Raw genomic sequence first — 25,791 nt, 5'->3', positions numbered from 1 at the left:
AGGAAAATCCATGCGAAAGATCACGCTTTCCCAGGCCGTGAACGAGGCGTTGGCGGAGGAACTGCGCCGCGACCCCACGACCTTCATCATCGGCGAGGATATCGCCGAGGCGGGCACGCCGTTCAAGGTGTTGTCGGGTCTTGTGGAGGAGTTCGGAACCGAGCGGGTTATCGATACGCCGATTGCCGAACCGGGCTTCATGGGGCTTGCCGTCGGTGCGGCGATGACCGGGGCGCGGCCGATCGTCGATTTGATGTTCGGCGACTTCCTGTTCCTGATCATGGACCAGCTTTGCAACCAGGCGGCCAAGATCCACTACATGTCCGGCGGCAAGCTCAACGTGCCGCTGGTGGTGCGCACCAATCTGGGGGCGACGCGGCGTTCTGCCGCGCAGCACTCCCAGTCGCTGCATGCGCTTGTTGCCCATATTCCGGGCCTGAAGGTGGCTCTTCCCTCGTCGGCCTATGAGGCCAAGGGGCTGATGAAGACGGCGATCCGCGACAACAATCCGGTCGTCATCTTCGAAGACAAGCTGATGTATAACGACAAGGCAGAGGTGCCGGAGGAGGAATATCTGATCCCCTTCGGCGAGGCCGCGGTCCTGCGCGAGGGCCGGGATATCACGCTGGTTGCCACCTCTTCCATGGTGCAGGCGGCGCTTGCCGCGGCCGACCTTCTGGCAAAGGAAGGCATTTCGGCGGAAGTCATCGATCCGCGCACCATCGTGCCGTTGGACGAGGAAACCATCCTCAACTCGGTGAAGAAGACGTCCCGGGCGATGGTGATCGACGAGGGGCACCAAAGCTTCGGCATCACCGGCGAGATCGCCAGCCGCATTTCCGAGAAGGCCTTCTATCACCTCGATGCGCCGGTCTTGCGCATGGGGGCGATGGATGTGCCGGTGCCGTTCTCGCCGGCGCTGGAGGATATCACCGTGCCGACGCCGGAACGGGTGGCGGAGAAGGCGCGGCTTTCTGTCCGCGGGGAGCTTTTCCATGCCGCATGATGTGATAATGCCCGCGCTCGGCATGGCGCAGGACACCGGCAAGATCGTCCGCTGGCTGAAGAAGAGCGGCGAGCCCGTTTCTTCCGGCGAGGCGATCATGGAGGTGGAGACCGACAAGGCGGTGATGGAGGTCGAGGCGGCTGCCGATGGCTTTCTGAGCGCCGTTTCGGCGGGTGACGGTGACGACGTGCCGGTGGGTTCCGTCGTGGCCGTGATCGTCGAGAGTGCCGACGACGTTCAGGAGGCCATGTCCGGCGAAGCGCCTGAAGCGAACGCAAAGGAGGACGCCGGAAAGGCCGGAGAGGAAACCCTGCCGGAGGGCGCGGAGATCATCATGCCCGCGCTTGGCATGGCGCAGGATACCGGGCTGATCGTCAACTGGTGCAGGGAACCGGGCGACAAGGTCTCCGCAAGCGATATCCTGCTGGAGGTCGAGACCGACAAGTCGGTCATGGAGGTCGAGGCCGGCCATGACGGCTATGTCGCCGCCATTCTGGCCGAGGCGAACGAGGCCGTTCCCGTCGGCTCGGTGATCGCGTTGATTTCGGCTGAAGAACCGGAAAGGCCGGTGCGGCGCAGCGCCAAAGCCGCGCCTCAGCCACAGTCGGCTCCTGCCGCAAAAGCGGAAGACGCGGCATCAGACAATAGCAAGGCACCGTCGAAGCCCAAGGCGCCAGCGAAACCCGTCGCCCCGGTCGAGGGCCGCATCCTTGCCTCGCCGAAAGCGCGGCGGCTTGCGCGGGAGCAGGGCCTTGATCTGGCGCGGCTTGCCGAGGAGGGCGTGGCCCAGCCCTATCATGCGTCCGACCTTGAAATCCTGCGCGGATTGGGGGCACGGGTAGGCACTTCGCCTGCTGCTGTCCCGGCGGCCGTGCCGCTGCATATCGAGGCGCGGGTTCCGGCCTCAGGCTTTTCGGCCCTTATGGACTGGCTTCGGAAGGAGACAGTCGATGCGCCGTCGTCGTCCCGGATCTGGCTCGGCTTCGCCTCCGCCGCCCTGCGCAGCGCCGACGCGAGGGACAGGATCGTTGCCGGCATCGAGATGCCGGGCGGGTCAATAATGCGCTTTGCCAATGCGGACCGCATGCGCCTTGGCGCGACACTCGAGGAAGCCGAAGAGGGTGATGCGGACATCATCCTGCGCGACCTGACGGGCTCCGCGGTGACCCGCGCCACGGCCCGGGCCGAAACAGCGCCGGTTTTGACCATCGGCCGCGACCGTGACGATTTCATTATCGGGCTCGACTATCACGACGGCCAATTGAGCGAGGCGGCGGCCCTTGCTTTCGTGACCGGTTTTGCCGGTCGTATCGACGAGCCGCTGCGCCATCTTCTTTGAACATCGGAGCCATGTGATGGACCATACCAATCTCTATATCGACGGAAACTGGCGCGAGGCCGCAAGCGGCGAGCGCTTCGACGTCGTCAACCCGGCCACCGAAGAGGTGATTGCCTCCGTCGCCTCCGCCGACATCGCCGATGCCGATCTGGCGCTTGATGCCGCCGAAAGGGCGATGGCCGAATGGCAGGCGAAAAAGCCGCGCGAACGCTCCGAGATCCTGCGCAGGGCCTGGGAATTGATGACCGCGCGACTGGACGATTTCGCCCGCCTGATCACGCTGGAAAACGGCAAGGCGCGGGCCGATGCCATGGGCGAGGCGACCTATGCGGCCGAGTTCTTCCGCTGGTTCGCCGAAGAGGCCGTCAGGGCCGACGGGCTGATCACCCATGCCCCGGCATCCGGCGCGCGCATCGTCGTGCAGCACAAGCCGGCGGGCATTTCGGTTCTGGTGACGCCCTGGAACTATCCGGCGGCCATGGGCACGCGCAAGATCGCGCCGGCGCTGGCGGCAGGCTGCGCGGTGATCATCAAGCCGGCAACGGAAACGCCGCTCACCATGCTGGCGCTGATGCCGCTTCTGGAAGAGGCCGGCGTGCCGAAGGGGCTGGTCAACGTCCTGCCGTCGAGACATTCCGGCCGGATTGTCGACCACATGCTGCATGATCCGCGCGTGCGCGTGGTCTCCTTCACCGGCTCCACCGGGGTCGGGCGCACCTTGCTCAAATCGGCTGCCGATCAGGTGGTCAAGCCGGCGATGGAGCTCGGCGGCAACGCGCCGCTGCTGGTGTTCGAGGATGCCGATATCGACAAGGCGGTCGCAGGCGCCATGCTGGCGAAGATGCGCAATCTCGGCGAGGCCTGTACGGCAGCGAACCGGTTTTACATTCATGAAAAGGTCAGCGCTGAATTCACGGAAAAATTCACGGCCGCCATGGCCGCGCTGAAACTCGGCAACGGCCTGGAAGATGGCATCGATGTCGGGCCGCTGGTCAACGCATCGACCCGGGACAAGGTCGCGGGCTTCGTCGAGGATGCCGTGGCGAAGGGCGCGAAAATCGAACTTGGCGGAACGCGGCCGAACGGCAAGGGGTTTTTCTATCCCCCGACCGTGCTGTCGAACGTCCCCGAAACCGCTGACTGCGTCCATCACGAAATTTTCGGTCCCGTCGCGGCGCTACAGACCTTCAGTGACGAGGAAGACGTGATCAGGCGCGCCAATGACACCGAGTACGGGCTGGTGGCCTATGTCTTCTCCGAGGACATGAAGCGCGCCATGGGCGTCTGCGAACGGCTGGAATACGGCATGGTCGGCCTCAATCGCGGCCTCGTCTCCGATCCGGCGGCCCCCTTTGGCGGGGTCAAGCAGTCCGGGCTCGGGCGCGAGGGCGGGCATGAGGGCATGCTCGAATTCATGGAAACCCAGTATATCTCGGCGGAATGGTGACATGAGCGACAAGGATTTCATCGCAAGCCCGGCCGTCGTGGCCTATGCCGGACGCAAGGGCGTCGACCTTTCCGATGTGGCCCGAAAATCGGGTCGCACCAATCTGGCGCGCGAGGATGTCGACCAGCATATGGACGGTTCCGCACCCGTTGTCGGGGGAGCCGCCAGCGCGGATGACCGACGGTACTGGGATATCGACCATGCGGCTTACGGCTCTGTCAGCGAAGAACCGGTGACGCGGATCGCAAGCCTGGCCGCCGACAATCTCTCGGCCGCCAACCGGATGATCCCGCAGGTCACCCATCACGACCGCGCCGACATGCGCGCTGTCGAGACCTTTCGCAAAAGTCTCAGGGCGGAGGCGGAGGCAAAAGGCCTCAAGCTGACTGCGCTAGCCTTTCACGTCAAGGCTTTGACGCTGACGCTGGCGGCCTTTCCGCCGTTCAACGCATCGCTTTCGGCGGATGGCAAGGCGCTGATCCGAAAGAATTATGTCCACATAGGCATAGCCGTCGACACCCCGCATGGGCTGATGGTGCCGGTAATCCGCGATGCCGACCGCAAGGGCCTCTGGCAGATCTCCGCCGAAATCGCCGATCTGGCGAGGCGGGCCGGCGAGCGCAAGCTTCGTCCCGATGAAATGGGCGGAGCCTCAATGTCGGTCTCCAATCTCGGCGGGATCGGCGGCACGGCCTTCACGCCGCTGGTCAACCCGCCGGAAGTGGCCATTCTCGGCATCGCGCGGGCCGAGACCGTTCCGGTCTGGGAGAACGAGGCCTGGCAGCCTGTGCTGATGGCGCCGCTTGACCTTTCCTATGATCACCGGGTGATCAACGGCGCGGATGCCGCGCGGTTCCTCAGCCATTATGCCCGGCTTCTTGCCGATCCGCGCCGGATGCTCCTTGCCTGAGGCGGAGGAGGCGTGAGCCTGTCCGGCGATGAAGGGGTATGGCGCAAGCGTACCGAATGACCCTGCCAAGGGGATTGTCTGGCGGGCCGGTCGTGTGGCTCAATACGCTCGGCGGATCGAGGCGGGGCCGGTGATTCTCTCCTGCCGGACGCGTCAAATGTTCCTGAGGAGGCGAGCGTGCCTGTAGATACGAATGAATTCAAGGCCGCGCTGAGGCGCGGTGAACAGAAGATCGGCCTGTGGCTCGGTCTCGGCGAGGCGACGACCGCGGAGCTTTGCGCCCAAGCGGGTTTCGATTGGCTGCTGGTCGATGGCGAGCACGGGCCGAACGATCTCCGATCGATCCTCGATCAGTTGCGCGTACTGGCAGCCTTCGATCCGGCGGTGGTGGTGCGTCCGCCCTCGGATGACCGGGCGCTCATGAAACAGTATCTGGATATCGGCGTGCGCAATTTCCTGGTGCCGATGATCGAAAGCGGCGCGCAGGCTTCGGAGGTCGTGCGCTCTGTACGCTATCCGCCCAAGGGCGCGCGCGGCATAGGGGCAGCTCTTGCCCGCGCCTCGCTCTACGATACCGTCTCCGACTACCTCTCCACGGCGAGCGACGAAATCTGCGTGCTGGTGCAGGTCGAAAGCCGCGCGGGGATCGCAGCCCTTGACGACATCCTGGCCACCGAGGGCGTCGACGGTGTCTTCGTCGGCCCCTCCGATCTGGCCGCCGACATGGGCTTTCCCGGACAGGTCGACGCGGCGGAAGTGCAGGAGACGGTCATCGATGCGCTGGAACGCATCAAGGCGTCGGACAAGGCCGCCGGCATTCTGATCGGCGATGCGGAACTCACGAAGAAATACCAGAAGATGGGGATCGAATTCCTCGCCGTGGGCACCGATGTCGGCGTCTTCATGACGGGGCTCAAGGCGCTGCGCCGGCAATTCTGAGGAGCCGTTTTCGCCGGATGCCTTGCGGCATTCGGGACTGCCTGCTCGGGTCCGGACCGGCTTGACGCTTGCCACGGGGCGGGCTCAGCCCGGCCGCGCACGGCCCTTGAAGTGTTTGGCGAGCAGGAACATCTCGACCGATTCCGAACGGGAGGCTGCGGGCTTGACGTGGACCACCTGCCGGAAGTTCTGCTTCAGCATGGTCAGGAGGTCGTGTTCGGCGCCGCCCTGGAAGGTTTTTGCCAGAAAATGCCCGCCCTCGGCCAGCGTTTCGACGGCGAAATGCGCCGCGACTTCGCAAAGATGCATCGTGCGCAGGTGATCCGTTCGCTTGTGGCCCGTGGTCGGCGCGGCCATGTCGGAGATCACGAGATCGGGCGGGCCGTCGAGCGCCGCGCGCAGGAGCGTTGGGGCCGCGTCGTCGAGAAAGTCCATCTCGAAGAACTTGACGCCGGGAACGGGCGCCATCTCAAGAAAGTCGATCGCGGCAACGCGGACGTCGGTATCCGTCGAATCGGTCACCTTGGCGGCGATCTGCGACCAGCTTCCAGGCGCCGCGCCAAGATCGATGATCCGGCGCGCGCCCTTCAGGATATGGTGCTTCTCGTCGATCTCGAGCAGCTTGTAGGCAGCGCGCGCCCTGAAACCCTCGGTCTTCGCCCGCTGAACATAGGGATCGTTGATATGCCGTTCGATCCAGCGCCGCGAAGAGGCCTTCAGCTTGGTCTTCTTGACCTTCTGGCCGATCTTGCGGCCCGTGCGGACCGGTTTTGCAGGTTGTCTGGCCATGGTCAGTCCTTGTTGTCGTTGCGGGGAGGTCGATTGAAGCCGCCCCGGCGTCTTTTCGAGCGCCACACGCCGTCGTGCATCATCATGTCGGTCAGAATGCCCTCGCGCAGGCCCCGGTCGGCAACCCGCATGCGCTGCGCCGGCCAGCGGCGGCGGATCGCTTCCAGAATGGCGCAGCCCGCGAGCACCAGATCGGCCCGGTCCGGACCGATGCAGGGATTGGCCGCCCGTCCCGCGAAATCCCAGGAGAGCAGCTTTTCCTGCATCGCCGTGACCTCATCGTCGGAGAGCCAGATGCCGTCTACCTTGCGCCGGTCATAGCGCGGCAGGTCGAGGTGGACGCCGGCAAGCGTCGTGACCGTTCCAGACGTGCCGATCAGGTGGAACCCGTCGTCATCAGCCCCGCCCTCGACCTCCGGACAGTGGAAATCGCCGAGCAGCGCGGTGACTTCCGCCACCATGTCCTCGAAGATCGCCGGCGTGACATGATGTCCGCCGTAGCGTTCAGACAGCGTCACGACGCCGACCGGCAGCGATGTCCAGTGCGAGATATGATTGGCGATGCGCGGGGAACGGTTCTCGCCAAGCCTGATGACGGCGATCTCGGAGGAGCCGCCGCCGATATCGAAAAGCACTGCGGCGCGCGTCTCCCTGCCGATCAGTGAGGCGCAGCTGGAAACGGCCAGGCGCGCCTCGGTTTCGCGATTGATGATCTCGAGTTCGAGGCCCGTCTCGCTTCGCACCCGCTTCAGGAAGGCGTCGCCATTGTCGGCCGCGCGACAGGCCTCCGTCGCGATCAGCCGCATGCGGCGCACCGACCGCCCCCTGAGCTTGGCGGCACAGAGCGAAAGCGCCTCGACCGCGCGGTCCATCGCTTCCGGCGAGAGGCTGCCGGTGGCCGCCAGTCCCTCGCCGAGCCTGACGATGCGCGAGAAGCCATCGACAACCCGAAACTGGTGATGACGCGTGGGCTGGGCAATCAGAAGCCTGCAATTATTGGTGCCGAGGTCGAGCGCGGCATAAAGCGTGTTGCCGCCGTGATGGTGTCCTCCGCCGGGTCTTGGGCCGCGCGGTGCCGGACGGGCATTGTCCTGAGAGGAGGGGGGAAACGCTGAACCGCTGAGGGCAGCCGGATTGCCGGCAGGGCCCGAGGCCGGGGCGTCGGTCCGCTTTGCGCCGCCTTGCGGGGGGGCTGCGGACTGCGCGCCCGCGTGCTGATGTTTGCATCCATCCACGCCGAGCGGACCGCGCGTATGGGCCTTGCGGCGGCGTCTGCGCTTCTTGTGGTTTCCTCCGGCGGCTCCGCCCTTGGAAGCTTCGCCCTTTTTATCCGCGCCGGTCGCCTGAGGGTCTGAACCCTGGCTGTCGCCGCCAGCCGAAATGACGCTATCGCTCCCGCCGCGTCGTTTGCCACGGCGGCGCTTGCGTTTGCGGGGACCGGCTTCACCCGGGGGCAGAGCCTGTTCTGCCGGCGCATTCACGCCGCTCTTCAGTGCGGGCACTCCGGCGGCGGCATTGCTGCTGCCCTTCCGGGATCGGCGACGGCGGGCACGCTTGCCCTCGCTGCCTTTTGTCAAGCGCGCCCCGCCATCAGACAGCCTGTCGCTGTTTTGGGGGTCTTCCACTTTTTCAGTTCCATCGCGCCGCGCAAGCCGTCACCGCCAGGGGCCGCTCGCAACATGGCGCTCAATTGTTTTTCAGTTGCCGCCATCATAGCAGCGGGGACAAGGAAGGCCAATGCCTTTTCTGTCTGCTGAAGGACGGAGCATGGCAGTGCGCCAGCCCGCGATTTTCCCCTGCCAGGGGACGGATGCTTTTCAATCGAAAGGAAATTTTCGAAAACCCCCTTGGCAAGCCGGGCCAATTCTGTTTATAAGCCCTCCACATCACCGGCGCCTCTGCCGCCGGACGTTGGGGAATAGGTTAACGGTAGACCCACGGACTCTGACTCCGTTAGTCCTGGTTCGAATCCAGGTTCCCCAGCCATTTGATTTCAAAACGCATTATCGGTTTGGATGCCAGAACAGAACGTGTCGGTTGGACGTTCGGTCGGGGATGACCTGTCCCCGCTTCGAGCTTCCTGATCTCGTTTTCGACTGGTTTGTGATCCCGTTTGTCGAACACTGAACGAGAACGGGTAAACCAACGTGCCCCTGTGCCATAGACAGCCGATGCGAGCGACGGTAAGGGGCCCTTATTCGATCTTCACAGGTTCGGGCGCCTGAACCTGGTTGTCGGGCCAGCCTTGCCGCGTGTGGCCGCGATGCGCGGTGTCGTGGACCAGGATCATGAGTTCAATCTCGCGCCGTCTCCGGCGCTCTGGTGAGGGCGGGAGACGGCTTATTGGAAGGGCTGGGCTCTGCCTTCAGCCATTGAGAAACCGGGTGATGGCAGAAATCTCATCAGGGCGGATTTCATGGCCGCCACCATGCATCGCCGACTGGACGTCCGCATTTTGCGCTTTGAAGTAGTCGATGAGCGCGGCCGAAAGGGCCGGCGGGCAGATCGGATCGCGTTCGCCGCCGGTCACCAGTATCTTGCGGCCGGAAAGTCCGGTATTGTCATCCGGCCGCCAGGGGATCAACGGATGCAGCAGGACGACGTGGTCGAAAAGTTCCGGCTCGCTGAAAAGCACCGAGGCCAAGATGTTGGCGCCGTTGGAATAACCGAGCGCGTAGACATCCCGCCCCGGGCTGGCCGCCTTGTGACCGGCGATGAAGCGCGTCATCTTCTCGGTGCGGCGGGCAAGGTCATCCATGTCATAGACGCCTTCGCCGGTGCGCCGGAAAAAGCGCAGCGCGCCATATTCGGAGACATCGCCGCGCGGCGAGACGATTTGAGCGCCGGGGATAAGTCCGTCCACCAGCGGCACAAATTGGTTCTCGTTGCCGCCCGTGCCGTGAAAGGTGAAGACCAGCGGCTTTCCGCTTTCGCCTTCCCTCGTATAGGCCTGATAGAGATTTTTGGTCATGGTTTCAAACCTCCGGCAGGCGGACGTCCGGTCCGCCGCCTTGAAAATGGCGTCAGTCTTCTATCGACGTGAGGATTTCCTCGATCTTGGCGCGGTGGCTCTCATACTGCGGGGGTAGCTTGAGCGCCTCGCCGAGATGGGCGGTGTCCTCATCGGCATCGAAGCCTGGCTCGTTGGTGGCGATTTCGAACAGCACGCCGCCCGGCGTGCGGAAGTAGATCGCCCAGAAGTAGTTGCGGTCGATGACCGGCGTGACGTTGTATCCGGTATCCATCAGCGCCTTACGGACTTCGAGCTGTGCGGCGCGGTCGTCCACCGCAAATGCAATGTGATGCACCGATCCGGCGCCCTGACGGGCCGCATTGGCGGAAGGCAGCGTCTCGATGTCGATGACATCGGCGCCGTTGCCGTTCGCGATGGCATAGCGGGTCCAGTCATCCTTGCTGTCGACCTTTTCATAGCCCATGAAACCGAGCAGTTCGGATGTCGCGCCGCTGTCCTTAAGGCGCAGGCTTGCGCCACGGAAACCGCGGATGGCTTGGGCTTCGGCGACATCGCCCTTCAGCCAGCCGGTACGGTCGTCATTGTCGACTTCCACCAGCGCGAAGGCGTCGTGATCGGGGCCGGCAAAGCGCAGCCGTTTTTCACCGAAGACTTCGCTTTCGGAGATTTCACCGACTTTCAGGGTCGAAAGCCGTTCTCTCCAGAACGGGAGCGAGCCTTTCGGAACCGCGAAAAGCGTCTCGCCGACTTCGCCCGTGCCGGGCTTGCCCCTTGCAATGTGTGGGAACGGGAAATAGGTCATTACCGAACCGGGGGTGCCGACTTCATCTCCGTAATAGAGGTGATAGACATCGGGAGAGTCGAAATTGACCGTCTTCTTGACCCGGCGAAGGCCGAGCGTCTTGGTGAAGAAGTCGCTGTTCTTCTGGGCGTCGCCCGCCATCGAGGTGATGTGATGCAGGCCTTTGATTTGCTGTAACATCATATTGTTCCTTTATACCTGCGAGGCCTACGGACCTCATTTCTGACCGTTAAGATGATGGCGACGGCCGCAAATTTGAACAGGAATAAAATTGCCGATATTATTGCAATAAGTGTAATAATGCGCGGATGAAGGATCTGAATGATATCCGTGTCTTCCTGAACGTTGCGGAGCTGGGCAGCTTTGCCGCGGCCGCCCGCGTCCTGTCGATGACCGCGCCCAGCGTCACGCGGGCCGTCAGTGCCTTGGAGGAACGGCTCGGCGTACAACTTTTCGTACGCACGACACGACAAGTCTCTTTGACATCGGCCGGCGCCGTCTATGCCGCCCGGATGCGGCCTCTGTTGCAGGCCTTCGACGATGCGGCAGAGGAAGTCCGCGAGCAGGAGGCGGCCGTCAGTGGCCATATACGGCTGAACGCGCCGCTCTCGCTTGGCCAGCAGGTTCTGCCGGATGTCCTTTCGGGGTTCAGGGCGGAAAACCCTGCAGTCAGCATGTCCGTCACCTTGACCGACAGTTTCGTCGACATCGTCTCAGCCCCTTATGATCTTGCCATCCGCATTTCGGGGCCGCCGGACGACAAGTCGACAATCTGGCGCAAGCTCTGTCCGATCCGGCGGGTGCTGGTTGCCTCTCCCGGTTACCTCGCGGCCAATGGAGCGCCACGGGATCCGGATGACCTTCAGCCCGCAAGCTGTCTTGCCTTCGATGCGGAGGCCATGTCGGAAAACTGGGAGCTTACCAATGGAGGCCGGCGGCGGCGCGTACGAGCCGGATCCGCGCTTGCCGGAAACAATGGCGAACTCCTGGCGCGGCTTGCCGAAAACGGGGAAGGGGTGGCGCTTCTGCCCTATTTCATCGTCGAGAGCGCACTTGCCGAAGGGCGGCTTGTTCAGGTGCTCGACGACTGGACGCCGAGTGAACTCTGGCTGACGCTCTACTACCCGCCCTATGAACGCCTGCCGATGCGCATTGCCCGGTTCTCCGACTTCTTCGAGGCCTATGTGACCCGCGTCAGGCTGCTTTGAGCGGTCGCGCAAAGGCTCGGGAAGGTCGTGTCGTTCACCCGAACCGGTTTCGCAGTCAAGGCTTTCCGAAAAGCCTGAAGGCATCTCCGGCAGGTTCTTCGTGATGCGCTCGTCCGCCGGTCGGCCGTTCTCGTCTACGGCCTGATGCTCCGGGGTGTGCATGATGCGGCCAACCCGGTATGGCCTGGCCCTGAGCATGCGCAGGACGCTCAACCACTGATCCGGCGCCAGCGACGTGCCGAAGGGGCCGGGCGCCGCACCGACAATGACGGGTTTGCTAGCGGATGCCGCGGGACCGAAAGCCGGTCGGCTATGCGATCGACAGATGCAGCACGATCTCGCGCCGGTGCGGGCGGTCGCGGTGTTCGAACAGGTAAAGTCCCTGCCAGGTTCCTAGCGCCGGCCTGCCGGCGGATACGGGAATTGCGAGCGAGACCTGGGTCAGCGCCGTCTTGATATGGGCCGGCATGTCGTCCGGGCCTTCCAGCCGGTGGACGAGATAGTCCATGGCCGGGTCGTCCGCGCGCGGCACGAGCCTCGAAAAATAGGCCGAGAGGTCGCGTTTGACGTCGGGATCGGCATTTTCCTGGACCAGAAGCGAGCAGGATGTATGGCGAACGAAAACGGTCAGAAGCCCGTCCTCTTCGGTGTTGGCGCGCACGAAACGGCAGGCCTCGTCGGTGAATTCATAAAGGCCCTGTCCGCGGGTCTGAACGGTCAGTCGGGTCTGGGGCATGTCTTTTCCTTTGTCGCGCCGGCCTTGCGAAAGACCGGCGCGAAACAGATCAGAGCGCCTTTTCGAGCTCGGGCAGGATCTCGAACAGGTCGCCGACGAGGCCGTAATCGGCCACCTGGAAGATCGGCGCTTCCTCATCCTTGTTGATGGCGACGATCACCTTGGAATCCTTCATGCCCGCCAGATGCTGAATGGCGCCGGAAATGCCGCAGGCGATGTAAAGCTCGGGCGCAACGACCTTGCCGGTCTGGCCCACCTGCCAGTCGTTCGGCGCGTAGCCGGCGTCAACCGCTGCGCGCGAGGCGCCAACGGCGGCGCCCAGCTTGTCGGCGACGGGCAGGATCACCTCCTGGAATTTCTCCGACGAGCCGAGCGCACGGCCGCCGGAAATGATGATCTTCGCCGAGGTAAGCTCCGGACGCTCGGATTTGGCGATCTCGTTCTTCACGAACGAGGAGAGGCCGGGGTCTTCCGCCCCGCCGACGGTCTCCACCGGCGCCGAGCCGTTGAGCCCGGCAGCGGCAAAGCCGGCGGTGCGCACGGAGATCACCTTCTTGGCGTCGAGCGACTTCACCGTCTCGATCGCGTTTCCGGCATAGGTCGGACGCTTGAACGTGTCCGGCGCAACCACCTCGATGATCTCGGAAACCTGCATCACGTCCAAAAGGGCGGCGACGCGCGGCAGCACGTTCTTGCCCGTGGTGGTGGCGGCTGCCATGATCACGTCATAGCCATCGGCAAGCGACAGGATGGTGGCCGAAAGCGGTTCGGCCAGGCTCTCTGCCAGCGCGTCGCTTTCCGCCAGCAGCACCTTGGAAACGCCGTCGATCTTGCCGGCCGCTTCGGCCGCCGCCGCGCAAGCCTTGCCGGCGACCAGCACATGGATGTCGCCGCCGATCGCTGCAGCGGCGGTAGCGGCCTTGGCGGTTTGTTCGGAGACAGTCGCGCCGTCATGTTCTGCAATGAGAAGAATGGTCATGGCGGTTTCTCCTTACAGCACGCCGGCTTCGTTTTTCAGCTTGTCGACCAGTTCGGCGGCATTCGCCACCTTGACGCCGGCCTTGCGGGTTTCCGGCTCCTCGGTCTTCAGCACGTCCAGACGGCGGGCAATGTCGACGCCGAAATCAGCCGGGGTCTTCTTGTCGACCGGCTTTTTCTTCGCCTTCATGATGTTCGGCAGCGAGGCGTAGCGCGGTTCGTTCAGGCGAAGATCCGTGGTGATGATCGCCGGCAGTCTGACCGTGATGGTCTGCAGCCCGCCGTCGATCTCGCGGGTGACAGTCGCTTCGCCGTCTCCGACGTCCAGTTTTGAGGCATAGGTGGCTTGGCCCCAGCCGAGAAGGGCGGACAGCATCTGGCCGGTCTGGTTGCTGTCATCGTCAATCGCCTGCTTGCCGAGAATGACGAGGCCGGGCTCTTCCGCCTCGGCCACCTGTTTCAGGAGCTTGGCGACGGCAAGCGGCTCGACGGTCTCGTCGGTGCCAATCAGGATGCCGCGATCGGCGCCCATGGCAAGGGCGGTGCGGATGGTTTCCTCGGCCTTGGCCGGGCCGATGGAGACGGCAACCACTTCCGTGGCAATGCCGGCTTCCTTCAGGCGGAGCGCCTCTTCCACCGCGATCTCGTCGAACGGGTTCATCGACATCTTCACATTGGCAAGCTCGACGCCGGTGCCGTCAGGCTTCACGCGTATCTTGACGTTGTAGTCGACAACCCGCTTTACCGGGACCAGAACCTTCATCTTCTTCCTCCTGGATCAGGGCCGGATGGCCTCAATCGAGACATTGGGGGCCGGAACGTGCATTCCGGCGTGGGTGAGATTGCGGTCTTTCGGCCGCGCTCGCTTGCCAATGGGCGACATGAATAATTTCATTTGCCTGCTTTGACAAAGAATCATTGCCCGAAACCGGGCAAATTTCTGCAAAATCAGCGGTTTTTTCCCGGTTCCCAAAGAATGTCGGACCTGCCGTCGTCATTGGCATGGCGGGCGGCAACGAAGAGGTAGTCGGAAAGCCGGTTGATATAGGAAAGGGCAGGGGCCCCGACTGCTTCCTCGCCCGAAAGCGCCACCATCGCGCGTTCTGCGCGGCGGCAGACGGTGCGGGCCATATGCAGGCCGCTCGCAAGCGGGCCGCCCCCGGGCAGCACGAAGGAGGTGAGCGGCGCAAGCCTCGCGTTCAGCCGGTCGATCTCGGCTTCGAGCCAGTCGACCTGGGCATCGACGATCCTCAGCGGTTCGTAGGAGAGGGCTTCGCCGGTCTCCGGCGTCGCCAGATCTGCGCCCAGATCGAAGAGGTCGTTCTGGATCCGCTTCAGCGCCTCGGCCAGCGGGCCCTCGTCTTCCGCCTCGAGCCGCACAAGGCCGAGCGCCGCGTTGGTTTCGTCCACATCGCCGATGGCGACAAGCCGCGCATCCGACTTCCTGCGGCGCGGGCCGCTCGCAAGTCCGGTCGTGCCGCCGTCTCCGGTGCGGGTATAGATCCTGTTGAGTTTGACCATGCTGTTCTTGAAATCAGTGTCCGGACTGGATGAGCCAGAGGGTGAACATGATGAGGACGATGGCGATCGCCTGGAAGGCGATGCGGCCTTGCATCATCTTGTTGGAGAATTCGCCGCTGCCACCCTTCATCATGTTGATGAGGCCGCGCACGAGAAAGAACACGACCAGCATCATCGCAATGATAGTCACGAATATGAAAAAGCTGGACATGGTTCTCCTCCGATGTACCCGGCGAAGCGGGAGGACGCATGAGACGACAAATTCGGCGCGCTTGCAAGGGCCTGGCAATTGGCAAACTGCGTTCAAACGGTTCAAAGGGCGGCAACGGCCTTTTTCAGATGAGCTTCGGCGCCCTGATCGAAGGCGACCAGATAAACCGCCTCGATGACGGATTGTTCGGCGCACGTCGCTGCGATCGTGCTTGCGGCGATGACAGCCGCCCTGTCGGCGGGAAAGCCGTATATTCCGGTCGAGATCGCGGGAAAGGCGATCGTGCGGCAGTCGTGCTCGGCGGCAAGCCTCAGCGCGGTGCGGTAGCAGCTTTCAAGAAGCGCCGCTTCCCCGCGCGCGCCGCCGCGCCAGACCGGGCCGACCGTGTGGATGACGTGGCGGGCGGGCAGACCGTGACCGCCGGTAATGCGCGCCTCGCCTGTGGGGCAGCCGCCAAGGCTGCGGCATTCGGCAAGAAGTCCGGGGCCGGCGGCACGGTGAATGGCGCCATCAACCCCGCCGCCGCCCAGAAGCGTGCTGTTGGCGGCGTTGACGATGGCGTCGACCTCAAGCGCCGTGATGTCGGCCCGGATCACGGAGATTCCATGCATTGCGTCGGCCTCCTTTAGCTCATGCGCCCCATCAGGCGGTAGAACCAGTCGGCCGGCATGACCCGTTTCAGGAAAGCGCCCTGCTTGGCGGGCGTTGTCACGAGGTAATGCGGTTTCGGCCGTTTCGCCCTCAGCGCCTTCAGCAAAACGGCATGCACGGCGTCCGGTTCCAGCTTGTGGCGGTTGGGCGGTCCGGAACCGTCGAGCCGGGCCAGCTGCTTGCGATAGTCCTCGGCATGGACCGAGCCCTCGATGTCGATGCTGGCCCTGATATGCTTCAACGCGTTGGCGGTGAATTTCGAGGCGATCGGCCCCGGCTCGATCAGACTGACGAAGATGCCGCTGCCCTCAAGCTCCATGCGCAGGGTAAGCGAGAGGGCTTCGAGCGCGTATTTGGAGGCGGAATAGGGTCCGCGAAAACGATAGGGGAGGAGGCCGAGGATGGAGGAGCATTGCACGATGCGGCCATGCCCCTGCCTGCGCATCACCGGAACGATCCGGCGGGTGAGGTCGTGCCAGCCGAAGACATTTGCCTCGAACTGGGCGCGCAGCACATCGGTTGAAACATCTTCCACAGCGCCGGTCTGGCCGTAGGCGCCGTTGTTGAACAGCGCGTCGAGCCTGCCGCCGGTGCGTTCCAGCACGGCCTCGACAAGGGCGGCAATCGAGGCCTCGTCGGTGTAGTCGAGATAGAGCGCCTCCAGACCATCGGCCTCAAGCGCCGCCAGATCCTCTGCGCGCCTTGCGGTGGCGAAAACGCGCCAGCCGTCTTTCGCCAGTGCGCGGGCGCAATAGGCGCCGATGCCGCTGGAACAACCGGTGACGATTATCGTGGATTCTTCAGTCAATTGACACTCTCCGGTACATGATGCCGTTCATCATCCTATATAAGGAAGCCAGGAGCGCCACAAATGCAGACGAACCGCCATTGGGAGCCAGAATGAAGACAGCGATCCGGATGACGTGGAAGGTTGCCTATGACGCGCTCTACCACTTCAGCGAGGATGACGGGTGGGCGATGGCAAGCCATGTGGCGCTGTCAACGCTGCTGGCGCTGTTCCCCTTTCTGATCTTCGGCACGACGCTTGCCGGCTTTCTCGGCGCCGACGAATTTGCCAATGTGGCGATCAATTTCATTGTCGGCGCCTGGCCGGAGGCAATCGCCGAGCCGGTGTCAAACCAGATTCGCGAGGTGCTGACCGTGCCGCGCGGCGGGCTTCTGACGGTCTCGGTTCTGGCGGCGGCCTATTTTGCTTCGAACGGCGTCGAGGCGGTCCGTCTTTCGCTCAACCGCGCCTATCGCGTCGAGGAAACGCGCAGCTGGTGGTGGCTGCGCATCAGGAGCCTCGGCTTCGTGTTTCTGGCGTCGATCATCTTCGCCTTCTTGAGCATCATGTTCGTGGTGGTGCCGATCGCGCTGCATTTCGCCGAGCGCTGGTTCCCCTGGCTCGAGGACGCGCTCAACCTTCTTTCCAACGCCCGCCTGCTCGGCACATTCCTGCTCCTGATGTTTGGGCTGGTGATTGCCCATCTTTTCCTGGCGGCCGGCAGAAGGCGGCTTGTCGACGTCCTGCCCGGCGTCATCCTGACGCTGGTCGTCTGGTCGATCTTCGCGTCCGGCTTTGCCTATTATCTCGGCACCTTCGCCCAGTACAGCGCGACCTATGCCGGTCTCGCAACGCCGATGATCCTGCTGGTCTTCCTCTATTCGATCGGCGTGATCCTGCTTCTGGGCGCGGAGGTGAACGCGGCGCTCTTGAAATACAAGGTCATCAAGCACGCGCCCTGGAGCCGGCATCACGCCCGCAAGGCGAAGCATTCAGAAACCGCACATGACCCGAATATCGGCCGGTGAGACGCCGTTTGCGCGCAGTTCGCAGAGCGCTGTGTCGCCGTTCGATTTCGAAAGCTTGCGCCCGTCCTCATCGAGCATCAGCCGATGGTGGCGGTAGATGGGAGCGGGCAGGCCGAGAAGCGCCTGCAGCAACCGGTGGACGGCGGTGGCGTGATAGAGGTCCATGCCGCGCACCACATGGGTTACGCCCTGGGCGGCATCATCGGTGACGACGGAAAGGTGATAGCTCGACGGCGCATCCGAGCGCGACAGCACGATATCGCCCCAGGCAGAAGGATCGGCCGGTACTTCGACAATGCCGTCCGCCGTCTCCTCCATCCAGAAAAGCGGCGCCTCCAGCATGTTGAGGGCTTCTTCCATGTCGAGGCGGTACGCATGGCGCATGCCCGAGGCCAGCATGTCCCGCCTTTCTTCTGGAGGGCGCCTGCGGTCGCGGTCGGGATAAAGCGGCGCGCCATCGGGATCGCGCGGCCAGACGGTTCCCGAAGCCTCGCTTTCGCCGACCAGCCGTTTCACCTCGCCGCGCGTCATGAAGGCCGGATAGACGAGGTTGCGGTCGATTAGCACTTGCAGCATGTTCTGGTATTCGGTGAAATGCTCGGACTGACGGAAGACCGGTCCGTCAAAGCCGATGCCGAGCCAGCGAAGGTCCTCGATCACGCCCCTTTCGAGGTCCGGCGTACAGCGGGCGCGGTCGATATCCTCGATCCTCAGCAGCAGCCTGCCGCCCGTCTCTCTCGCCTGCCGCTCGTTTTCGAGCGCCGAGAGCGCGTGACCCAGGTGCAATCGGCCGTTCGGGCTCGGCGCAAAGCGGAAAACGGGTCGATCGTGGTTCTGGTTCATGCGATGACGTTTCACCATTGAGGACTTCTTGAGAAGGGATAGGGTCGATTCAGCGCATCAGCAACAGAGCCGATCTTGATCGCGCCGTGGTCCGGTTATGCGAAAGCGCGCCGGCAATGGCAAGCATCGCGGCACAAAGCGGCGAAATCCCGCTCAGGCTGCGGCCCGGCGGTTTCGAGGGGCTTGCGGAGGTGGTCACCGGCCAGCTGATTTCCAAACAGGCGGCGGCCTCCATCTTCGCCCGCATCAAGACGGCCTGTCATCCGCTGACGCCGGAGACCTTTCTTGCGCTCTTACCCGAAACGCGCGCGGGCCTCGGCCTCACCCGCGCCAAGCAGGCAAGCCTTGAGGCGATTGCTCTGGCCATCCTTGACGGCCGTCTCGACCTTGCGCGCGTTGCCGACATGCCGAGCGAGGAGGCCATTGCCGCGCTCACGGTCCATCGCGGCATCGGGCCGTGGACGGCGGAGGTCTATCTGATGTTCTCCGCCGGACATATCGACATCTTTCCGGCCGGCGATCTGGCGTTGCGCGCCGCTGCCGCGCAGGCCTTCTCGCTTGGTCGCAGGCCCGACATCGACGCGCTGAGGACGCTTGCCGAGGACTGGCGTCCCTGCCGCGCCGTGGCAGCCCGAATCCTCTGGGCCTATTACGCCCGCGTCATGAAAAAAGACGTTCTTCCGGTGGGATAAAGAATTACCTGTCATTTACCCACTGCATTCGACGCCTCGATTTATCAGGCTTCACAATGCTGTAACAACAAGCCTAATATACAGGAGAAGGATGCCGAATCGATCAGGAGAGCAACTTGACGATTGCAGTCTCGCCTCAGGCCTTGCCGGCGCTTGTTCTGAACGCCGACTACAGGCCCCTGAGCTATTACCCCTTGTCGCTGTGGTCGTGGCAGGACGCGATCAAGGCCGTCTTTCTCGACCGCGTGAACATCATTGCCGAATATGATCAGGCGGTGTCCTCGCCAAGCTTTTCCATGCGCCTGCCGAGCGTGGTCTGCCTGAAAACCTATATCAAACCTTCGCGCAACCCGGCCTTTACCCGCTTCAACGTGTTCCTGCGCGACCGGTTTCAGTGCCAGTATTGCGGCACCCGCGACGAGCTGACCTTCGACCATGTGATCCCGCGCTGTCGCGGCGGCCAGACCACCTGGGAAAACGTCGTCGCCGCCTGCTCGCCCTGCAACCTGAAGAAAGGCTCGCGCCTGCCCAAGCAGGCCGGCATGATCCCCCACCAGAAACCGTTCCAGCCGACGGTCCAGGACCTGCACAACAACGGCCGCCTGTTTCCGCCGAACTATCTGCACGAAAGCTGGCTCGACTATCTCTACTGGGACAGCGAGCTGGAACCGTAGGCGGGCGGGTCGACGAATTGTTGTAAATGCACCCATAAAAGTCACAAAAAGGCGGGTTTTGGTTCCGATGTGAAGCATCGGATTCACCGGACGGGTGGCATATGCTGAGCGTTGCAATTGGAGGAAACTTTGCCGCTCAGGTCGCAGGGTGGAATGCTTATGGTCGCTTCAGCGCGATGACATTCGCTGGTACTGCCTCGGCGGCTGTAAATGCACCCATAAAAGTCACAAAAAGGCGGGTTTTGGTTCAGATGTGAAGCATCGGACTCACCGGACGGTGGCATACGCCGAGGATTGCAATTGGAGGAGAGGTTGCTTGGGGCCTGCCTTCCCTCCACTTTTTTGGAGAATCCGAGGAGCAATTGCAGTGCGCCAGCTACTCCGCCGGGATGCGATCCTCGCCGCTCGGCAGTTGAGTCTTGGAACTCCACGACGTGAGGCCCCGCAGGCCTGTTTGTCTGCAGCCTATTTCCTGAACAGATAGATCCGAATACCGTCGCCGAAGACGCCCTTGACCTTGCTCCAAGACGATATGATTTTCCGTGACTTCAACCATGTTACGAAATCGACGTTTACCTGTGTGTTCGCAAGTCTCGGCGCGCCCCAACCCGGTTTGATCTCAGGAAGCGGTGAGGGCATTGACTGCAGGATGTCCTGCACTTGCTCGACGTCGAACATCATGTGGAACCGGTTCAGCAGCGAGATTTGAGTTGCGGCGGGGCGGGAGCCCAATATCACAGCACGTACGGCATCGGCGTCTAGGTTGTCGATCTTGGTTCCCGTGCGCACCAGTATTTCGCCGACGAGTGCAGCTCGGGCGCGTAAGCTCGTGAAGATGCCAATGTCCATCGTTGCCAGAATTCTGAGCCGGTTCCCGTCGCCGATGTCGGCCTCCAGCAGCTTCTGCATGAAATCATCGTCCAGGTCGCATTCGTCCTGCACCTCTAGAAATTCGTCTATGTTGTTCTTAACGAAGGCTACACCCAGAGCGGGGCTGTCTGCTAGTCGGGACAAAGTCTCGGCGGAAAAGACCACCAGTTCTCGGTTAACCAGAGTTTTCATCTTCCCTGCGCCAACAGACTTCGGGAAAACCTCGGACTTGTATTGCAGCGACTGCACGTAAGCGTCATAGGCGTCATCGCTCAGGGTATCGTTCTCGAAGACGAACTCGCGAATCGAGCGGGCCTCTGGTTCGTCCGGCATCGGGTGTCCACGAAGCGCCGCGATCGTCGCGTCGCCGTTGAGAAAGTCGGTCAGCGCATCTGCGTTGTAGCTTTCGCCCCTCTGGAAGGCTAGGCAGTTCTCCCAAGTGGGGTCGATCTTGCCGATCTCAAAAAGCGTAACGTGAAGCTTGTCGGGAACGTCATCCAGGCTCGGTAGCGAGGTTGACTGCTGCTCCAAGAAACTCACCAGCGGCTCGAGTTCGAGATCCTCCCGGGTAACGACGCGACGCATTGCCTCGACGCTCTCGCGTCGATTTTCAGGCAGTTGGAGAAGGACGTTCTCAAGGTATTCGTCGAACTGACCATCAATCTTCTTCAACAGTGGTTCGCTGCCCGATTCCAAGATTAACGTGTAGTTCTGTTCAGCCGGCCCGCCTTCGTCTTCGATTTGGAGGAAAGTCCGGAGGATGAAGTTTATGTTGTTGATCGAGATTTCGTAGTACCCACCGTCGAACAGGGCCCGCACGATCCCTGGATATGCTTCAACGGCAAAGAGGTCGACTGTCTCCATTTCGAGCATTGTCAGACGTTCAGGAGGGATGTCGCCCCCTTGCTCAAGGATTGCGGCCAGGTTCTGCGCAACGAAGGCGGCCAATGCAGGATGCTTGCTGGCGAGCGACTTCAGCTCGACGTTTGTCGAATGGCCGATAATGCGCGCTATATGGGTCAAGTTCGCAGAACTTGCGAGTGCGGTGACGATGAAGTCCGGCCAAGTCCGACTAAGCCCAGCTATCAATTTTGCGACCGCCACCCCATGGGTATAATATGCTGACAAAAATTGCTCACAGCCTTCGAAATCGGAAGCGATGTAGTTCTGCAGTCTGGATATCTGCTTCGCATATGACGACGGGTCAGCGAGTAAGCCGTCTACGATCTTGATGTTTAAGACATAGTTCCGACTGAAGTCTTCGTCGCGCATAGCTGCTATGACCTCTCGCGGGTTGTCTATCTGAAAATTGGGCTCAGGATTTCTGAAACCGCGGATATGGATAAGGAACTTGTTGTCGTTCGGAGACAGGCGACCAGAATGGAAGAGCGACGTGTACTGGTAGTAAGTGTCATCCAGGTGCCCTTCCAGAACCAGGAAGCGAGCCAAGTCCGCCCTCTCGCCGAAGCCAGCGAAAAGGTTGTCCATTTCCTCCAGGTTCGAGACTGTCTAGAATTTTGTGCCCTGGCGCTGTTTCAGGACATAGGAAAACGTTCTTCGAACATGATTGCGAGCTGGCTTTTGACGGCGTGCCATTCTCGCACTGAACGCTTCCACTCGGTTGAGGTAGCATTGAGGGCCAGATAGATCAACTTGGCCGCTGCCTCATCGCTCGGGAAATGGCCGCGGGTTCTGACGGCGCGGCGGATTTTCGAATTCAGAGCCTCAATGGAATTCGTCGTGTAGATCAGCCTGCGCACCTCTGGCGGATAGTCGAGAAACGGGATGACCTCGTTCCAGGCCTTTCGCCAACTCGGCACGATCGCCGGATAACGCTTGGCGAGATCGCTGTCCTCGAACGTCGCCAGCGCTTCTTCCGCCGCCTCGACATTGACGGCGGTGTAAACCGTCTTGAGCGCCTTGGCGACGGCCTTGCGGTCCTTGTAGCTGGCGAAGTTCATGGAATGGCGCAGGAGATGGACGATGCAGGTCTGAACCTGTGTTCTCGGGAAGGCGGCCTCGATGGCCTGCGGAAAGCCTTTGAGACCATCGACGACGGCGATCAGGATGTCCTGGACACCGCGATTGCGCAGGTCGCCCAGCACGCTGGCCCAGAACTTGGCGCCTTCATTGGCCTGGAACCACAGGCCCAGCACGTCGCGCGTGCCGTCCGGCAGAATGGCCAGCGCCACGAACACCGCCTTGTTGGAGACCACGCCGTCGCTGCGGATATTGACCCGGATCGCGTCCATGAAGACGATCGGATAGCAGGGCTCCAGAGGGCGGTTCTGCCATGCCGTGACCTCATCCATCACGCTGTCGGTGATCGCGGAAATCAGGCCGGGCGAGGCCTCGACGCCGTAGATTTCCTCGATATGCCCCTGGATCTCGCGCGTTGTCATGCCCCGGGCATACATCGAGATGATCTTGCGGTCGAAATCGGGAAAGCGGCGCTGGTATTTGGCGATCAGCACCGGATCGAAGGTGCCGTTGCGGTCACGAGGAATGTCGAGGACCACCTTGCCGCTGTCGGTGGTCACCGTCTTGCTGCTGGAGCCATTGCGACGGTTTGCCGACTGGTTATGGCCTTCGGGCACAGCCTCAGCCCGTTCCTCATCAAGATGGACGTCCATCTCGGTGCTCAGGGCGCGTTCGGCCAGCGCTTTTGTCAGTTCGGACAGGATACCGTCCTTGCCGAAAAGATCACCGGGCGAGCGCCCTTGCATCAGGCGGTCCAAGAGTTCTTTGTCGATGCTCATACGTGGGTCTCCTCAAAGAGCAGTTACCACGCCAGAGCACAAAAATCAGGACAGTCCCTACCGGGGAGGTTTACGGATATAGCGGTAATCATTCATCCGTGTTCTGGCGAACGCCATGGCAGCCGCAGGCGCGCCGTGAAGCGCGAAGTCAGTCCAGAGCGTGCAACACAGGAACCGCGTATTGCCGATCGTGATTGCTGCTTTCTGAACAAAGTTGGCGCCAGCCTGAGCTGTCAATTCGGCAAGGCGGTCATCGCCATCAATGACGTGGTGGTAATAGTCGTGGTTTCCTGGGAACACGTGAATACGTGCCGGGTCGATATGACGCCCGAGATGCCGGAGCATTCTTGGCCATCTGGTCTTCGGCTTGTCCGCCAGATCTCCTGCGATGATCAGTGCATCCAATGCGCCGGAGGTTTCAGGAGGCAGCGCGGCGAAGGGATCGCGCCCTTCTCCAAGCCATTGGTCGAGATGTAGGTCGGCGGTGATCAGAACGGGCATGATGTTCACATTTGCAGGGCGAGAAGCGAGATGGAGCGGATAGGCAGGCAGATCATTCCAACTGCATGTCACACCGAAACCAATGACGGTCAACGTCCCGTTAACCACGGTTTACGGAACCTGGTTTGAGCGACCTCCGCCGCGGGCTTCAAACGGCCGCTGACGATGCGAATGGCATTCTGGTTTTCGCACTGCTTCTCAGTATTGCGGCGACGGCATCGTCCGGCCGGTCGACCAATCAGACAAAATGCGAAAACCTCAGATGGCCGCTCTTTCAGGGCTTGCGGCCGACCATGCGATGAGAATTTTCGAACCCGTTTCGAACATTCGAACGGCTGTTTCACATGCACGTCGGCAGGGTCTTTGGTTGTCGCCAAAACGACGTTTCATTTTTCGCATTAACTGAACGTATTCAATTATTTATGTGGACAAATCAGGACTTTCAAAGCGATCGATATTGGTGCTATCTCCGCCTCCTGTTTGAAGGTGGCCACCCCCTGGCCCCGAATATCCGCCCTCCACATCACTGCTCCTCAATATTCGTCCCGCCTAGCACCGTCAGTTTGAGTACCCATGACCCGCATACCCTTTGTCGAAGCCCGGTTCTTCGAGCCCCTCAATACCATCGAGGTCACACGTCGTATCGAAGAGCACCTTCGAAAGCTTCGGAAGGCAAAGCTCTCGCCGGAAGAACGGGAAAAGGAAGACTGGGAGAGAGGCACTGATACAGTCACCCGCGAAGATCATGCGCGCATCAGGCGCCGCGTCAACCGACTTGAACAGAACCGCCACAGAGCTTCCGGATTTTCGCATCTCAAGACCGATGACCGACAGCAGATCGAAATGCTTTCGAGCGGTGTTGAATTGCGCCGCATCGAAACCGAAACACAGGCCGACGAGATAGCATCCGCACTGCATACGGAAATGCCGTGGTTGGCCCCTGCTACAGAGCACGTCTGGCACGCAATGCGAACGCAAGTCCGCCGGGGTGATCCTGGTTTCCGGCTTCCACCGATGTTGCTGGTCGGCCCGCCTGGGATCGGCAAGAGCACCTGGGCACGCCGGACCAGTGCCGCTCTCGATGTGCCGCTGCGCACGATCGATGCCACCGTGGAACAGTCCTCGTTTTCCGTTGGCGGCGTGCAGCGCGGCTGGAGTTCCGCTCATGCCGGCAAGCCGGTTGCGACAATCATAAGGCACCTGGTCGCCAACCCAATCGTGGTCCTGGATGAGATTGAGAAGGCGACTGCGGCCGTATCCACCCGGGGAGAGCGGCACAGCATTGCTGACAGTCTGCTGCCCTTGTTGGAGCCGGAAACATCGCGACGATGGGAGTGCGGCTTCTATCAACTCCGTTTCGACATGCGCTGGATTGGCTGGATCCTGACGGCCAACAGCCTCGACGGGGTGTCGGAGCCGCTGTTAAGCCGGCTCGTTACAATCAACCTGACTGAGCTCGGCACGCCAGCTCTCACCGCCTTCGCCAGACAGGAAGGGCGGCGGCGTGGACTGTCGGAGAATTCGATCGAGATCATCACCGAAGTCATCGAGAGGTTTGCCGGCAGAAAACCGGCGCTGAGCCTCAGGTCAGTCATCCGAATGCTTGAACGAGCAGATAGGCTGGAAAACCAGCCGATGCTGCATTGATGACGTACGACGGCAAAGGGGCCGTCTGAAATGGAAGTCGGTCAGGTTTTTAGGGACATTCCTGCAACTTGCTGCCTGCCGGTTGGCCACGAAAACTCAACTCAGATCGCAACTAACGAGAAAAATTCAAAAATGATTCGACTCGAAATCAATCACTTAGTAAGATTGCTGCCGTCACGGAGCTTGCACGGCTCCACGAAGCTAGGACGTTTCATTATTGGTCCTAGTGGGGGACACCATCATTATGTTATTGGGCACCACCTGAAAAGCCGCCACAACTTTCGCTAGATACGTGCAATCAGAACGCGAGGGTTCCAGACTGTCAAGGCAACTTGGCTGTCGTGCTAGCTTTATAGGTAACGATGTCCCGAAACTATCCTAATAGACGATTGACCAGCCGTGTCCCGTACATCTGCCTCTCGCAGGCAGTCGTGCGCATTGGCAGTGTTTTCCGAGACCTTTGGGGCGCTCGTTCCGCA

At 61.8% G+C, this 25,791-nt stretch carries 25 protein-coding genes and 1 tRNA gene; 11 read left to right on the top strand and 15 right to left on the bottom strand.

What is annotated here, in order from left to right; translation table 11 throughout:
• The first annotated feature begins 10 nt into the window (after positions 1-10).
• The 5 genes from JET14_RS17395 to JET14_RS17375 all read left to right on the top strand — a co-directional run bounded on the left by JET14_RS17395 (position 11) and on the right by JET14_RS17375 (position 5,641).
• Positions 11-1,006, top strand: a complete 996-nt coding sequence (locus tag JET14_RS17395; RefSeq protein ID WP_200335144.1) for an alpha-ketoacid dehydrogenase subunit beta — start codon at positions 11-13, stop codon at positions 1,004-1,006.
• Positions 996-2,345, top strand: coding sequence for a biotin/lipoyl-containing protein (locus tag JET14_RS17390; protein ID WP_200335142.1), 1,350 nt, complete (start codon positions 996-998; stop codon positions 2,343-2,345). Before JET14_RS17395 ends, JET14_RS17390 begins: the two co-directional genes overlap by 11 nt.
• A gap of 16 nt (positions 2,346-2,361) precedes the next feature.
• Complete coding sequence (locus tag JET14_RS17385; RefSeq protein WP_200335140.1) at positions 2,362-3,792, top strand: NAD-dependent succinate-semialdehyde dehydrogenase; 1,431 nt, start codon at positions 2,362-2,364, stop codon at positions 3,790-3,792.
• Between the two features lies 1 nt (position 3,793).
• Positions 3,794-4,702 (top strand): 2-oxo acid dehydrogenase subunit E2, encoded by a 909-nt coding sequence (locus JET14_RS17380; RefSeq protein ID WP_200335138.1) that lies wholly within the window; start codon positions 3,794-3,796, stop codon positions 4,700-4,702.
• A gap of 177 nt (positions 4,703-4,879) precedes the next feature.
• Positions 4,880-5,641, top strand: a complete 762-nt coding sequence (locus JET14_RS17375; protein WP_200335137.1) for an aldolase/citrate lyase family protein — start codon at positions 4,880-4,882, stop codon at positions 5,639-5,641.
• Positions 5,642-5,725: 84 nt separating this feature from the next.
• Here the strand turns inward: JET14_RS17375 and JET14_RS17370 are convergent, their stop codons facing one another.
• Complete coding sequence (locus JET14_RS17370) at positions 5,726-6,430, bottom strand: RlmE family RNA methyltransferase (protein WP_036237256.1); 705 nt, start codon at positions 6,428-6,430, stop codon at positions 5,726-5,728.
• A 2-nt stretch (positions 6,431-6,432) separates the two neighbouring features.
• Positions 6,433-8,055 carry a Ppx/GppA phosphatase family protein gene (locus JET14_RS17365; protein ID WP_200335136.1) on the bottom strand — a complete coding sequence of 541 codons (1,623 nt, stop codon included), beginning with the start codon at positions 8,053-8,055 and terminating at the stop codon, positions 6,433-6,435.
• A gap of 287 nt (positions 8,056-8,342) precedes the next feature.
• On the opposite strand from JET14_RS17365, the gene JET14_RS17360 reads away from it, so the two are divergent.
• A tRNA-Gln gene (locus JET14_RS17360) sits at positions 8,343-8,416 on the top strand.
• Between the two features lie 379 nt (positions 8,417-8,795).
• On the opposite strand, the gene JET14_RS17355 is transcribed toward JET14_RS17360, so the two are convergent.
• Together JET14_RS17355 and JET14_RS17350 are read right to left on the bottom strand one after the other, a co-directional pair.
• Positions 8,796-9,401: an alpha/beta hydrolase gene (locus JET14_RS17355; protein WP_200335135.1), complete on the bottom strand. Its 606-nt coding sequence runs from the start codon at positions 9,399-9,401 to the stop codon at positions 8,796-8,798.
• Between the two features lie 52 nt (positions 9,402-9,453).
• On the bottom strand, positions 9,454-10,386 hold the full coding sequence (locus tag JET14_RS17350; RefSeq protein ID WP_200335134.1) for a ring-cleaving dioxygenase: 933 nt from the start codon (positions 10,384-10,386) through the stop codon (positions 9,454-9,456).
• A 128-nt stretch (positions 10,387-10,514) separates the two neighbouring features.
• Here JET14_RS17350 and JET14_RS17345 point away from each other — a divergent pair, with 128 nt between their 5' ends.
• A complete protein-coding gene (locus JET14_RS17345) occupies positions 10,515-11,414 on the top strand; it encodes a LysR family transcriptional regulator (RefSeq protein WP_200335133.1) in 900 nt (299 codons plus the stop codon).
• Positions 11,415-11,724: 310 nt separating this feature from the next.
• Here JET14_RS17345 and JET14_RS17340 read toward each other — a convergent pair whose 3' ends face one another.
• From JET14_RS17340 to JET14_RS17310, 7 genes are all read right to left on the bottom strand, one after another.
• Complete coding sequence (locus JET14_RS17340) at positions 11,725-12,150, bottom strand: secondary thiamine-phosphate synthase enzyme YjbQ (RefSeq protein ID WP_200335132.1); 426 nt, start codon at positions 12,148-12,150, stop codon at positions 11,725-11,727.
• Positions 12,151-12,199: 49 nt separating this feature from the next.
• Positions 12,200-13,129, bottom strand: coding sequence for an electron transfer flavoprotein subunit alpha/FixB family protein (locus JET14_RS17335; protein WP_200335131.1), 930 nt, complete (start codon positions 13,127-13,129; stop codon positions 12,200-12,202).
• Between the two features lie 12 nt (positions 13,130-13,141).
• Positions 13,142-13,891, bottom strand: coding sequence for an electron transfer flavoprotein subunit beta/FixA family protein (locus JET14_RS17330; protein WP_200335130.1), 750 nt, complete (start codon positions 13,889-13,891; stop codon positions 13,142-13,144).
• Positions 13,892-14,076: 185 nt separating this feature from the next.
• The gene (locus JET14_RS17325; protein WP_200335128.1) at positions 14,077-14,649 is read right to left on the bottom strand and encodes a cob(I)yrinic acid a,c-diamide adenosyltransferase; all 573 of its coding nucleotides are present in this window, start codon (positions 14,647-14,649) and stop codon (positions 14,077-14,079) included.
• A gap of 13 nt (positions 14,650-14,662) precedes the next feature.
• Positions 14,663-14,860: a twin transmembrane helix small protein gene (locus tag JET14_RS17320; RefSeq protein WP_024708460.1), complete on the bottom strand. Its 198-nt coding sequence runs from the start codon at positions 14,858-14,860 to the stop codon at positions 14,663-14,665.
• Positions 14,861-14,961: 101 nt separating this feature from the next.
• Positions 14,962-15,471, bottom strand: coding sequence for an O-acetyl-ADP-ribose deacetylase (locus JET14_RS17315; protein ID WP_200335126.1), 510 nt, complete (start codon positions 15,469-15,471; stop codon positions 14,962-14,964).
• A 14-nt stretch (positions 15,472-15,485) separates the two neighbouring features.
• Positions 15,486-16,319, bottom strand: coding sequence for an SDR family oxidoreductase (locus JET14_RS17310; RefSeq protein ID WP_200335124.1), 834 nt, complete (start codon positions 16,317-16,319; stop codon positions 15,486-15,488).
• Positions 16,320-16,411: 92 nt separating this feature from the next.
• Between JET14_RS17310 and JET14_RS17305 the strand changes: the two genes are divergently transcribed.
• Entirely contained in the window at positions 16,412-17,326 is a 915-nt protein-coding gene (locus tag JET14_RS17305; RefSeq protein WP_200335122.1) for a YihY/virulence factor BrkB family protein, read from the top strand.
• On the opposite strand, the gene gluQRS is transcribed toward JET14_RS17305, so the two are convergent.
• A complete protein-coding gene (gene gluQRS, locus JET14_RS17300) occupies positions 17,291-18,187 on the bottom strand; it encodes a tRNA glutamyl-Q(34) synthetase GluQRS (protein WP_246750360.1) in 897 nt (298 codons plus the stop codon). The genes JET14_RS17305 and gluQRS overlap by 36 nt on opposite strands.
• A 98-nt stretch (positions 18,188-18,285) precedes the next feature.
• Between gluQRS and JET14_RS17295 the strand changes: the two genes are divergently transcribed.
• Both JET14_RS17295 and JET14_RS17290 read left to right on the top strand, forming a co-directional pair.
• A complete protein-coding gene (locus JET14_RS17295; RefSeq protein ID WP_246750359.1) occupies positions 18,286-18,861 on the top strand; it encodes a DNA-3-methyladenine glycosylase family protein in 576 nt (191 codons plus the stop codon).
• Between the two features lie 116 nt (positions 18,862-18,977).
• The gene (locus JET14_RS17290) at positions 18,978-19,535 is read left to right on the top strand and encodes an HNH endonuclease (RefSeq protein ID WP_024708466.1); all 558 of its coding nucleotides are present in this window, start codon (positions 18,978-18,980) and stop codon (positions 19,533-19,535) included.
• A gap of 465 nt (positions 19,536-20,000) precedes the next feature.
• Here the strand turns inward: JET14_RS17290 and JET14_RS17285 are convergent, their stop codons facing one another.
• The 3 genes from JET14_RS17285 to JET14_RS17275 are packed head-to-tail and all read right to left on the bottom strand — an operon-like array spanning position 20,001 to position 23,665.
• Entirely contained in the window at positions 20,001-21,893 is a 1,893-nt protein-coding gene (locus JET14_RS17285; RefSeq protein WP_200335120.1) for a hypothetical protein, read from the bottom strand.
• A gap of 47 nt (positions 21,894-21,940) precedes the next feature.
• Positions 21,941-23,164, bottom strand: a complete 1,224-nt coding sequence (locus JET14_RS17280; RefSeq protein WP_200335118.1) for an IS256 family transposase — start codon at positions 23,162-23,164, stop codon at positions 21,941-21,943.
• Between the two features lie 57 nt (positions 23,165-23,221).
• Complete coding sequence (locus JET14_RS17275; protein WP_246750358.1) at positions 23,222-23,665, bottom strand: metallophosphoesterase; 444 nt, start codon at positions 23,663-23,665, stop codon at positions 23,222-23,224.
• 573 nt (positions 23,666-24,238) lie between these two features.
• Here JET14_RS17275 and JET14_RS17270 point away from each other — a divergent pair.
• Positions 24,239-25,312 carry an AAA family ATPase gene (locus tag JET14_RS17270; RefSeq protein WP_200335116.1) on the top strand — a complete coding sequence of 358 codons (1,074 nt, stop codon included), beginning with the start codon at positions 24,239-24,241 and terminating at the stop codon, positions 25,310-25,312.
• Positions 25,313-25,791: the final 479 nt, after the last annotated feature.

This window comes from Martelella lutilitoris, from assembly GCF_016598595.1.
Lineage (GTDB): Bacteria > Pseudomonadota > Alphaproteobacteria > Rhizobiales > Rhizobiaceae > Martelella > Martelella lutilitoris_A.
This window is presented reverse-complemented; position numbering and strand designations above follow the sequence as displayed.